At 36.8% G+C, this 13,069-nt stretch carries 6 protein-coding genes; 3 read left to right on the plus strand and 3 right to left on the minus strand.

Translation table 11 applies throughout. The annotated features are described in order from the left end of the window. Positions 1–105 precede the first annotated feature (105 nt). The 3 genes from ACWGOQ_RS03500 (at position 106) to ACWGOQ_RS03510 (ending at position 11,265) form a co-directional block, all read left to right on the plus strand. On the plus strand, positions 106–5,904 hold the full coding sequence (locus ACWGOQ_RS03500; RefSeq protein ID WP_452057168.1) for an Ig-like domain-containing protein: 5,799 nt from the start codon (positions 106–108) through the stop codon (positions 5,902–5,904). Between the two features lie 150 nt (positions 5,905–6,054). Beyond that, on the plus strand, positions 6,055–9,690 hold the full coding sequence (locus tag ACWGOQ_RS03505) for a cellulase family glycosylhydrolase (protein WP_452057169.1): 3,636 nt from the start codon (positions 6,055–6,057) through the stop codon (positions 9,688–9,690). 294 nt (positions 9,691–9,984) lie between these two features. Beyond that, positions 9,985–11,265, plus strand: coding sequence for a protoporphyrinogen/coproporphyrinogen oxidase (locus tag ACWGOQ_RS03510; RefSeq protein WP_452057170.1), 1,281 nt, complete (start codon positions 9,985–9,987; stop codon positions 11,263–11,265). Positions 11,266–11,276: 11 nt separating this feature from the next. Here ACWGOQ_RS03510 and ACWGOQ_RS03515 read toward each other — a convergent pair whose 3' ends face one another. The 3 genes from ACWGOQ_RS03515 to ACWGOQ_RS03525 all read right to left on the minus strand — a co-directional run bounded on the left by ACWGOQ_RS03515 (position 11,277) and on the right by ACWGOQ_RS03525 (position 12,858). Then, on the minus strand, positions 11,277–11,645 hold the full coding sequence (locus ACWGOQ_RS03515; RefSeq protein ID WP_452057171.1) for a DUF2237 family protein: 369 nt from the start codon (positions 11,643–11,645) through the stop codon (positions 11,277–11,279). A gap of 27 nt (positions 11,646–11,672) precedes the next feature. Next, positions 11,673–12,104 (minus strand): hypothetical protein, encoded by a 432-nt coding sequence (locus tag ACWGOQ_RS03520; RefSeq protein WP_452057172.1) that lies wholly within the window; start codon positions 12,102–12,104, stop codon positions 11,673–11,675. Positions 12,105–12,501: 397 nt separating this feature from the next. After that, the gene (locus ACWGOQ_RS03525; RefSeq protein ID WP_452057173.1) at positions 12,502–12,858 is read right to left on the minus strand and encodes a bleomycin resistance protein; all 357 of its coding nucleotides are present in this window, start codon (positions 12,856–12,858) and stop codon (positions 12,502–12,504) included. Positions 12,859–13,069 lie beyond the last annotated feature (211 nt).

Here is a 13,069-nt window from a genome sequence, read left to right on the forward strand (position 1 = left end):
ATGAAATGATGTCATTTATCTAATTAGTTTTTTGTGTTAAATAGTTATTTCTAATTTAAGATCGAGTTTAGCATAAACTTTTCAAAAACTTAAACACAAATCATCATGAAACTATTAAAACCTCTACTTAAGAGATCTTCTTTTTATTATGGATCTTGGAAAGTACCACTATTGATTTTATGTATCTTCTTTTTTAACGTAACCTGGGCTCAGGTAAATACAGGAGGAACAGCAACTACTAGCGATCATCAAAAGCAGGTGATCGGGTATATAACAAACTGGGATGCCTGGAAAGCAGCTAGTGCGGGAGTGCCATCTGCAGGAGCATTAACACAGTTAAATATTGATTACTCAAAATATACCATTTTAAATTATTCTTTTTTTGGAGTTGCTGCAGATGGGTCTTTGCATAGTGGAGATCTCAGAAATAAGGATATTTGGCAACCTGGAGCTATACAACAACCAGGTGATCTATTATATGGAGATGTTTACAGTAGTTGGGATTTTCATATTCTTTTTGGCGAGATAGAACCTATTCAATGGATTAACGAAACTGTTAAACAAAGAGCTGAAGCTTTGGGATACGTTGTAGAAGTAGGGGGCACCACTTGGTCTCATCCTGAATGGGGGCTTAGCGGAGTTTTACCATTACCTCTTCCTAAAGAAGGAAGTGGTGCAAAAGGTCTATTGGAGTTAGCCAAAACAAATGGAGTTAAAGTAATGGCTTCTCTAGGGGGATGGAGTATGTGTAAACATTTTCCTGAGATGGCAGCAGATCCAATAAAAAGAGCCCGTTTTATTGAAGATTGTAAAAAACTTATCAATATGGGCTTCGACGGGATTGATTTGGATTGGGAATATCCAGGACCTTTTCCAGGAATGAATTTTACCGGAACCAATGCAGATTATGCCAATTTTGAAAACTTAGTAGAAGAGATAAGAGATGCCATAGGTCCAGATAAATTAATTACGGCTGCTATGGCCGCAGACTATAAAAAAATAGAAAGGTTTAATTGGTCTAGACTATCGAGTACTATGGATTATTTTAATATGATGACGTATGACTTTAATGGAGGATGGTCTAATATAGCCGGACACAACGCACCAGTATACCCTTACGATGGAGCAGAAGCCCCTGATTTTAACTGGCAAACCTTATTGGATAAAATGAAAGGTATGGGTGTGCCTACCTATAAAATCAACTTCGGAGCTCCATTTTATGGCAGAGGAGTTGTTACTGACGGAGCGGCAGATTTAAATGCTCCTACAGTAAAGAGAAATGTTACAATTCAGCCTGATGGTCCTGTAAGCACAGCTTCAGATTATACCAACTGGCCTCAAGAGGTATATGATGGGACTCCTAATTACTTTTTTATAAAACAAAAAACAGGATCAGGAAGTGGTTGGACCAGAAAGTGGGACGATCAGGCAAAAGTGCCTTACATGACTAAGGGTAATTTTTTTCTTAGTTATGATGATGAAGAATCAATAACCGAAAAAGCTAAATTTATCAATGCTAATAATCTGGCAGGAACAATTATTTGGACAGTCTTTGGAGATCTTGAATTCTCTGGGTCTGCACAATCATTTGGTACAAAACTAAAAAGATGGTCTAATGTGAAATCACCTTTAGTTAATACGTTGAATGAAGTATTTGCTAGTGGAGGAGTAGGTAATCAGCCTCCTTCAATATCAATTACATCCCCAAGGGATGGTAACACATTTGAAGCAGGTACTACTATAGATATTGAGGCTAGCGCAAGTGATACCGATGGGAGCATTACGAGAGTTCAATTTTATCAGGGAACTACATTATTAGGAGAAGATATAACAGCACCTTATTCTTATTCCTGGAATAATGTGCCAACCGGGAATCAGGTTATTACAGCAAAAGCATATGATGATAAAGGTGCTAGTACTACAACAAGTATAAATGTTTCAGTGACAGGTATCGGTGGAAATGAATTACCAGTCGTTACTATTACATCACCTGCGCAAGGAACATCATTTACAGCTGGAGCAACGGTTACTATTTCTGCAGATGCTTCAGATGCTGATGGAACTGTAGATCGTGTTGAGTTTTACAATGGCAATACTATGCTTGGTGAAGATATGAGTGCTCCTTATACGTATGATTGGACAAGTATAGCTGAAGGTAACTATACGATTACTGTAAAAGCGTTTGATAATGAAAACGGTGAAGGAGCTTTTTCAGTTTCTATTTCCGTAACACAAGGTGGTTCATGTACAGCATCACCATATGCAGCTGGACAAGTATACGTAGGGGGTGATAGAGTATCCTATCAAGGAAATGAGTATGAAGCCAAATGGTGGACACAAAATAACGATCCAGTGACCAATCGCGAGAATGTATGGAAATTAATTGGACCTTGCGGAGGTGGACAAAGTGCTCCACAAGTGTCTCTTACCACTCCAACAAGTGGACAATCTTTTACGGATGGTAATACAGTTGCAATTAGTGCCAATGCATCAGATAATGACGGTACGATTTCCAAAGTAGCATTTTATGTTGATGGTACTGTTGTATCTGAGGATACAACTGCTCCTTATACAACAAACTGGACAGCTACTTTGGGCAACCATACCATTACTGCAAAGGCAACTGATAATGATAACCAAACCACTACTTCAACAGCTGTTAGTATAAGTGTTACAACTGATGGTGGATGTACTGGTAGTTCTAGCTTTAAAGTTGTAGGGTATATGCCAAGTTGGCAAGGTAGTGCAGGTGCAATACAATATGACAAACTAACTCATATCAATTATTCTTTTTTATTACCTAATAGTGATGGTAGCTTAAGACCGCTTGATAACCTTTCAAAAATGCAACAACTCGTTTCACTTGGACACGCACAAGGTGTAAAGGTACTGATCGCTGTAGGCGGATGGATGAATGGTAACGATTCTGCATTTACTACTTTAGCTGAAAATCCAACTACTAGAGCTACGTTTATAGACAACTTGGTCAATTTTGTAAATCAATATGATCTTGATGGAGTTGATATGGATTGGGAATATCCAAGAGAAGGTAATGAGCCACAAAATTTTGAGCTATTGATGCAGGAGTTGGGTCAGGCAATGCATAATCGCGGTAAATTATTAACAGCAGCGGTGGTTGTATCCGGATGGAATGCCGATGGAGTATTAAATGGAGTATTTGATGATATAGATTTCTTAAATATTATGGCATATGATGGACCGGATCACGGTTCAATGGCTCAAGCAACCGGTGGATTGGACTATTGGTTAGGAAGAGGGTTGCCAAAGGAAAAGGCCATACTGGGAGTTCCTTTTTATAGCCGTCCCCAAGCACAAAGTTACGCATCTCTTTTGGCGCAAGGAGCAGATCCAAATAGCGATAGCTTCCAAGGTAATAATTACAATGGAATTCCTACTATGAAAGCCAAAACGCAAATGGCATTAGATCGTGCCGGAGGTATAATGATATGGGAACTATCACACGATACTACGAATCCAAACACTTCTTTGTTAGCAGCAATAAATCAGGTTGCCGGAAATCCGTGTGAACCAGATAATCTAGCCCCGCAAGTCACTATTACTTCACCAAATTCTGGTGCAAACTTTACAGAAGGGAATACGATTAATATAACTGCTACCGCATCAGATACTGATGGAACGGTTTCTAAAGTAGCATTCTATGTTGATGGAAATATAATCAGTGAAGATACCGCTGCACCATACACAACAGATTGGACTGCTGTAGCAGGTAATCATACGATTACAGCACAGGCTACAGATAATGATAATGCAGCTACAACATCGACAGTTGTTTCTATTATAGTTACTGGTGGTAATAATACTGCTCCAACTATAAATATTACAAGTCCATCGGATGGTGCTTCTTTTAATGCAGGTGATAATGTAAGTATTCAAGCAAATGCAAATGACACTGATGGTAATGTGACTAAAGTATCTTTTTACTTAGATGGAAATCTAATTAGTGAAGATACTTCTGCTCCGTATTTAGCAAACTGGACAGCTACAAGTGGTAATTATACCCTTACGGCTCAGGCAACCGACAATGATGAAGTATCAACGATGTCCTCAGCAATAAATATAACTGTGAATACAGATGGCGGTGGCGACTGTGATGAAGCACAATACGTTGAAGGTGGTGGATATTCTGAAGGAAGTACAGTTCAAAATGAAGGGAATGTTTATGAATGCCGTTCTTGGCCAAATAGTGGATGGTGTGATGGAGCAGCCTGGGCATACGCTCCGGGGACAGGAACATACTGGCAGGATGCATGGACATTGGTTGGTGAATGTAATGGAGATACTGGTAATAATCAAGCTCCAACAGTAACGATTACAGAACCGTTTAACGGACAAACATACACAACAGGTAGTACTATTTTAATTAATGCAACAGCTTCAGATACAGATGGAGATATAACCAAAGTAGAGTTCTTTAACAATGGGATTAAAATAGGAGAAGATACTTCAAACCCTTATAGTCTTAGCTGGAGCAATATGGCTTCTGGAAGTTATACGCTCACAGCAAAAGCAACTGATAACCAAAATGCAGAAGGAGAGTCTGCTGCTGTTAACATAGTGGTAGGCAGCATAACTCCGCCACCTGCAGGTGATCTTCCTAAAAGAATTTTAGTGGGATACTGGCATAACTTTAATAATGGTTCTTCAACTCCAAAATTAAGAGAAGTATCCGAAAAGTGGGATGTTATTTGTATTGCTTTTGCAGAACCTACATTTGGAAGTAGATCTGATATGATTTTCAGTCCATATGAAATTTATGGTAGTACTTCCGAATTTATTAATGATGTCGCCGCAGTACAGGGAAGAGGACAAAAAGTACTTATTTCTATTGGTGGAGCAAACGCTACAGTAGAATTGAATACACTAGCAGAAAAGAATGAATTTATAAGTTCTATGACTTCTATTATCAATACTTACGGGTTTAATGGGCTTGATATAGATTTAGAAGGAAGTTCACTTTCTCTAGGCTCAGGAGATTCAGATTTTAGAAGTCCAACAACTCCGAAGATTGTGAATTTAATTGATGCAACTAAGCAAATCCGAAATAATATAGGTCCAGATAGTTTTATTTTAAGTATGGCACCAGAAACACTATATGTGCAAGGAGGATTTAGTGCTTATGGTGGAGCTAGTGGTGCATACTTACCTGTTATTTATGGATTACGAAATGAAATGGATTATATTCACGTGCAGCATTATAATACGGGATGTATGTTAGGGTTAGACGGTCTTTGTTATTCTTCATCTAATGCTGATTTTCACGTGGCAATGGCAGAGATGCTATTACAAGGTTTCCCGGCAGGAGGTAATCAGTTTCCTGCTCTAAGACAAGATCAGGTTGCCATAGGATTGCCAGCTAATCCAAGCGCTGCAGGAAGTGGATATACAGCACCAGCAGAAGTACATAAAGCACTTGATTACTTAATAAAAGGTGAATCATTTGGAGGTAATTATCAACTGAGAAACCCTAATGGTTATCCTAATTTCAGAGGGCTGATGACCTGGTCTATCAATTGGGATATTGTTGCAGGTTTCGGATTCTCTGATCCGCATAGAGCTTATTTAGATGCTTTAGATCAAAGAGATCCAGGGCAAGAATTACTAGAAAAGGAAAGTCTAAGAATGTATCCTAATCCTTTTACATCCAAGGTCAATGTTACTTTCAAACTCAATAAAAATAGACTAGTAACCGCAGTGGTTTATAATCAAATCGGTGTGAAGATTGCAGTGTTGAAAGATAATGAAACACTTTCTTTAGGAAATCATAGTATGCAATGGGATACAAATGGTATTCCAAATGGAATCTACTTTTTAAAACTTAGAATAGGTAAAGAAGTAAAAACCATGAAACTGGTTAAGCAGTAATATTCCCCATTATTTATTGAGATTTACCTCTTGCCGTATTTCAAAAGGGCAAGAGGTGAATTTTGTTATTGATAATCATCATGTAATTTTCTGTAATATAGAATCTTCATGTTTGAAGAGTTTACACAAAGTACTCTTAAATAAAACCTTATGAAAACTAAACTTATTACTTCAATATATAAAATATCGATCTGTATTTTGATTTGTTTCAATCTTTTCGGATCAAAAACATGGGCACAAACAAGCCCGGTAGAACAAAACGGACAGCTAAAAGTTTGTGGAACTAAATTATGCAATCAATATAACAACCCAATTCAGTTACGAGGGATGAGTACTCATGGAATTCAGTGGTACGGATGGGGCGATTGCTTAACAGAAAGTTCTTTAGATGTATTAGCAAATGATTGGGAAGCAGATATTCTTCGTATTTCACTATATGTACAAGAAGGAGGCTATGAAACAGACCCGATCGGTTTTACAAATCAGGTTTCTCGATTAATTGAAGAGGCTACAGAACGCGGAATGTATGCTTTAGTAGATTGGCACCAATTAAATCCTGGAGATCCTAATAGTAATCTGGATAATGCGAAGCGTTTTTTTACTGATATAGCAAATCAACATAAAAACAAGAATAATATCATATATGATGTCTGTAATGAGCCCAATGGATCTGGCGTAAATTGGAATAGAATCAAGAATTATGCAGATCAAATTATTCCGGTGATCCGTGCAATTGACAATAATGCCGTAATCCTTGTTGGTACTCAGGGATGGGCAACTTTTGGGGTTTCAGGAGAAGGAACATTACAAGATGTGATAAGTAATCCATTATCCTTTGATAATGTTATGTATACCTTTCATTTTTACGCAACAAGCCATAGAGATGCCTATCTCAACACCTTAGATCAAGCCTCAGATCAATTACCAGTTTTTGTAACAGAATTTGGTAGTCAGGAATTTACAGGAGATGGCCCTAATGATTTTACTATGACACAACAGTTTATTGATTTAATGAGACAAAAGAAAATAAGCTGGACAAGTTGGAACTATTCTGATGATTTTAGATCAGGAGCTTCTTGGAAATCTGGTACTTGTTCAAGTGGAGCTTGGACTAGTCAAAATTTGAAACCAGCAGGAAGCTGGATTAGAGATAAAATTAAAAACCCAGCGGATGACTTTCCTGGTGGTGATGACGGAGACGATGAGCAGGTGCCATATGGTAACATAGCTTGGAGCATTCCAGGAAAAATTGAAGCAGAAAACTATGATGTTGGTGGGCAAAATATAGCATACAATGATGATTCTGCTGCTAATCAAGGAGGATCTTATCGCAATGATGCGGTAGATATAGAACAATGTTCTGAAGGAGGATTTAATATCGGTTGGGTACAATCCAATGAGTGGTTAGAGTATACAGTGGATGTAACCACGGCTGGAGATTACAATGTGGCATGCAGAGTGGCCGCAATTACATCAGGTAGACAAATTCACTTAGAGATTGATAATCAAGATATTAGCGGAGCTATTAACATTCCTAATACTGGGGGATGGCAAAACTGGCAAACTGTATCAGCTAGCATTTCTCTAAACAAAGGAATACAAGTAATTCGACTATTCATGGATAGTAATGATTTAAATATCAATCACCTGATATTTAGTGAGCAAGTTGGAACTCCTAACCAAGCCCCAATTTGTGTACTGACTTCTCCATCAAACGATCAAGAATTCATGGAGGGAACATCGGTAACAATCAATGCAGATGCGTCGGATAGTGACGGAGTAATCTCTAAAGTTGAGTTTTACAATGGAACAACCAAACTGGGAGAAGATACAAGTAGTCCTTATCAATATACCATAACTAATGTGTCAAGTGGTATTTCTTATATTTTAAAAGCCAAAGCATTTGATAATGTAGGAGCAATAGCAGATTCAGCATCAATTGCCATTGTGGTAAAAACCACTGGAGGAGACGGTGGCGATGAAGACTGTGATGCACCTATATACTCAGATGGGAACGGTTATCAAACAGGAGATATTGTACAAAACTTTGATAAGAAGTACGAATGCTTAGTTGGTGGATGGTGCTCTATTGGAGGTCCTTATGCACCAGGTGGTACTGCAGATTGGGCCTGGCCTTCTGCCTGGAAAGAATTAGGACCTTGTTCAACTGGCGGCGAGGACAATCAAGAACCTACAGTTGCTATAACCCAACCTATTACAGGATCTGTTTTTCAAGAAGGGGAAACAATCACCATAGCAGCTAATGCAGCAGATCAAGATGGAGCGATCGATGCCGTAGCGTTTTTCATAAATGGCATAAAAATAGCAGAAGACACAACCTCTCCTTACACCGCCAATTGGATAGGTATAAGAGGAAATCAAACGATAACTGTACAAGCAACAGATAATGATGGAAGTACGGCAACAGGAGTTCCTGTAAACATAACCGTCGGTTCAGATACACCGCCACCGGGCTCAGAATTACCAACCAGGATTTTGAATGGGTATTGGCATAATTTTCAAAATGGTTCCGGTTTAATTCGCCTTAGAGATGTTTCAGCAAATTGGGATGTAATCAATGTTTCTTTTGCAGTATCAAAAATATCCCCAACAGATGGAGAAATAGAATTTCAACTGGATCCGATATTTAATAGTATAGGATATACCGTAGAAAATTTCAAATCAGATGTTCAGTTTTTGAAAAGTCAGGGTAAAAAGGTAATTATTTCTATTGGTGGCGCAGAAGGTCAAGTAAGATTAAACACAACTTCGGCCAGAAACAAATTTGTTACTTCTATGATTGCAATTATAGAAGAATATAATTTTGACGGAATGGATATTGATTTTGAAGGACAATCGCTATCGTTTGACTTAGGCGATACCGATTTCAAAAACCCTACAACCCCGGTAATTGTGAATACAATAGACGCTGTACAGAGCATTTGTAACCATTTTGGGAATGATTTTATTCTGACTATGGCACCCGAAACCTTTTTTGTTCAACTGGGATATTCCTTCTATGGAGGGATTTCGGCAGGAGCAGATCGCAGAGCAGGTGCTTATCTTCCACTTATTTATGCATTACGGGATAAATTAACTTTTTTACAAGTTCAATATTACAATTCGGGATCTATTACCGCATTAGATGATCGTTTTTATGCAATGGGGAATGCTGACTTTTATGTGTCTTTAGTGGATATGTTATTAAAAGGATTTCCGATTACCGGAGATAACAGTAAATTTTTTCCTGCATTGAGACCGGATCAAATACTCCTCGGAGTACCCGCTACAGTAAATGCAGGAAACGGATATACAGGATCACAAGGAGTGATTAATGCGCTGGATTATATAATTAGAGGCAATTCTTTTGGAGGCCAATATTCACTTTCTCAAACATATCCACAACTAAGAGGTGTAATGAGTTGGTCCGTAAATTGGGATCAATTCGGAAGTTTTACATTTTCTGATCCAGTAAGGGAATATTTGGATGGTTTAGAACAAAGAAATCCAGATCATGAGTTGTTAGAAAAAGAAAATGTAAAGATGTTTCCTAACCCGTTCACTTCAGAAGTTAATGTCACTTTGCAGCTGAATAAAAATAAACCGATTACTGCAGTTATTTATAATCAGATCGGTGTGAAAATCGCAGTGTTGAAAGACAATGAAAAACTATCTCCTGGAAATTATAATATGACGTGGAGCACGGATGGTATTCCGAATGGAATCTATTTCTTAAAACTTTCAGTAGGAAAAGAAGTAAAAACAATGAAACTGATTAAACAGTAATATTCACAAGTAACATTTCCTGAAATTCGCCTTCTGTCTGTAAATGGCTGGAGGTGAATTTTATTTTTGTAACTACGTTATAATTGCAGATCTTCACAATAGAAGAACTGACACAAAGGATGCATCATCTTTTTATTGCTCAATAAAATTGTTTATCATTATTTTTAAAAAGTTAAACAAAAATTAACAAAATACTATAATGTGTATTGGGAAACCCATTGTATATTTGAGAGGTGGGGGCTATTGAAATTATTTGTAAATAGATTTTACACGGACATCTATTACACATAGCGTATGAGAAAGGAAGCATATAAAATTCATATTATTGGTGCTGGTATCAGCGGTTTAATTGCAGCTCAGGTGTTAGAAAACTATGGATATACACCAGTGATTCTAGAAGCTACAAATCGTGCAGGTGGTCGTGTCAAAACTGATATCATAGATGGGTACCAATTGGATCACGGTTTTCAGGTGTTACTTACTGCGTATCCAGCGGCGCAGAAATATCTGGATTTTGAGAAATTGTCATTACAAAAGTTTTTATCCGGAGCCTCTATTTTTACTGATGGAAAGTTGAAAACCATTGGTGATCCGCTTCGCAGTCCATCCCTTTTGATTCCAACACTTTTTTCGAATATTGGGAATTTTTCTGATAAAATAAAGGTGCTACGACTCAATACGCTATTGAAGAAAAAATCAATCGCTGCTATTTTCAAAGAAAATGAAACTACTACATTAAAGTACTTGCAGAGTTATGGTTTTTCTGAAGAAATGGTTCATAATTTTTTTAGACCTTTTTTTAGCGGTATTTTTTTAGAGCCTGATCTGGAAACGTCCAGTCGAATGTTTCAGTTTGTATATAAAATGTTTGGAGAAGGATACGCTACACTTCCCAAAAATGGTATTGAAGAAATTGTACGTCAATTAACTTCAAAATTAAATAAAACAAAATTCTTATATAACACTTCTGCAAAACAAGTAATTGATGGAAGTGTTTCCTTAGATAGTGGAGACGAACTAAAAAGTGATTTTACGATCGTAGCTACACAAGCACATTCGCTGATTACTAATCTTAACAATCAGGAGATGGATTGGAAGTCTTGTGATACGCTTTATTTTGAAGTTGATCATAAGGTTATAGATAAACCATTAATTGGGTTAATTGCTGACAACGAAGCCCTGATCAATAATATTTTTTATCATACCAGTTTAAAAACTTCCGGAACTGCTAACAAAGAACTGTTATCTGTAACGGTGGTTAAAGAGCATCAACTGGATGAAAAAGAATTAATAGCAAAGGTTGTAAAAGAGTTGGATCAATTCTGTGGAATAACAGGATGCAGATTTATAAAACGGTATCATATCAAAAACGCTTTACCTAAATTGCAAAACCTACAGTACGAACTTTCAGAAACAGAAACGAAACTTACCAGTAGAATTTTTCTTGCAGGAGATCAATTACTTAACGGATCACTAAATGCGGCGATGATTTCAGGTGAGCGTGCTGCTTTAGGAATTATAAAAACCTTAGAAGATGGTCTGATTGTAGAACAGTTCACTTCCGAATTTACATAAAAACAGATCGCTTATGTCGTGTGTTTATATTCCAGTAACGTTTCTATGTCTGTGTATTCCAACACTTTTTGGTGACAACCTTCTAATACAATAAAAGGTGCTTTTCCAGCCTCTTTAGCCTGTAGCCATCTGGATATACACAAACACCACGTATCACCCGGTTTTAATCCCGGAAAATTCCAATAGGGTACCGGAGTAGAAAGATCATTTCCTTTAGATTTGGTGTATGCCAAAAATTCTGGTGTAACCACTGCGCAGATGATGTGTGTACCCGTATCTTCTGCAATAGTTCTACAAAATCCATCTCTAAAATACCCGGTCATAGGTTCATAACAACAGGGTTGCAATTCGGTTCCCAATACATTTAGTTCTCGAGCCATTAATTCTTCAGTTTTTATGAGAGTTTGTTAAATAGAGTCTACATGCGGAAACTTCTGGTCGTATTCCGATTTTAATCGTGTTAACTTTTTAAAGAAGGACGCATTTTCCTGATGAGTACGATTATTCCTGAAATGAACAAACTTACCTTGTGCGTGAATGCTAATACCATTAGTTTTATAAAGATAAAACTGATAATAAGGTATCACCCAGGTAAAGTTCTGCAAGCCCTTGTTAATCGCTATCAATATTCCACCAGGCCTCAACTCTATACTTCCATAGTTGATATCCGAAACGGTATTTAGATACTTCTTTAGATTAGGACTTACATCTTCTATGATCATACGTTTAGAACCAACACCGTTAAGTTTCAAAGAACTTAGTAGAGAAAAAGGTTTACCGACCATATCGTTGATAAGCTTTTTATTTTTTTTATGATGATATGTAGTGTCTAATAACATTGTTAAAATTCTTAATTAGTCTGAATACTGTGTGCCTAAAAAACTCTTGAGTGCGTTTTTCTATTTATTTTTTACAATAAACAGTTTGATACTACCAATCAATGTAATGTACTTTGTTTTATACTTTGGTAATCGTAAAAAAAGTGACTTGATTTTGATGGGTATCCCTACGGAGTCGCTTCATAGGATGCATCTTTTTACTATATTTTAAAAAACACGAACGCTTTTTCAATACACTCTTTAGCTGATTTTTCATAAAGATACAAAATGTTTAATTTTTATTAAAAATGTTTAAACAAAATTAACGATTTTAGCTCAAAGTTATAATGAAGCAAATAGCATAGGGTTATTTTTCATAGCAATTTATGATCCTGTTATCAGAACCTTAGCAAACTGTTTATTTAGATTCCCCAAAAGTCAACAGGTTACTGTCTGGATCAAGAATAGAAAATTCCTTTTGTCCCCAAGGTTTAGTCTCCAAGTTTCCATTAGGGTGGATTTTGATGTTGTTATCCAATAATACTTGGTAAAACTTTTCAATATCTTCAACTCGTATATACACCTGACCGTAATTTTGTTTTGGATCAAGCGCTTTGAACTCAAAAAAGTGAATTTCAATAGCATCCTTTTTTAGCATCAGGTATCCATCATAATCCACACTTCCTAATGGTTGAAAGTTTAACCCTTTTGTATAGAATTCTTTAGTTGTTGCTTTATTGCGCATGGGCAATTTTGGATGGATGCCTTTTAACATGGTAGTGGGTTTAATCTTTAATATCTGGAAGATACAAAATTCGATTAACTTATCTTTTTGTAACCTATGCAAGTTGTATAACAAAAAATATAATGTTTAGTGATTTGACATATTGTTTATGTAAATCTTCTATTGGTAGTGCGTGAAGTCGGTAGATTTTACGAAGCAGAACCACTGTAAACTTCCATTCCACCAGTATGACAAATATCAT

This window comes from Aquimarina ulvae (genome assembly GCF_053613295.3).

Excerpts from the sequence above, each read along its gene's own strand:
- ACWGOQ_RS03515 (WP_452057171.1), bottom strand. The coding sequence starts at position 11,645 with ATGGCTCGAGAACTAAATGTATTGGGAACCGAATTGCAACCCTGTTGT.
- ACWGOQ_RS03520 (WP_452057172.1), bottom strand. The coding sequence starts at position 12,104 with ATGTTATTAGACACTACATATCATCATAAAAAAAATAAAAAGCTTATC.
- ACWGOQ_RS03525 (WP_452057173.1), bottom strand. The coding sequence starts at position 12,858 with ATGTTAAAAGGCATCCATCCAAAATTGCCCATGCGCAATAAAGCAACA.
- ACWGOQ_RS03510 (WP_452057170.1), top strand. The coding sequence starts at position 9,985 with ATGAGAAAGGAAGCATATAAAATTCATATTATTGGTGCTGGTATCAGC.
- ACWGOQ_RS03500 (WP_452057168.1), top strand. The coding sequence starts at position 106 with ATGAAACTATTAAAACCTCTACTTAAGAGATCTTCTTTTTATTATGGA.
- ACWGOQ_RS03505 (WP_452057169.1), top strand. The coding sequence starts at position 6,055 with ATGAAAACTAAACTTATTACTTCAATATATAAAATATCGATCTGTATT.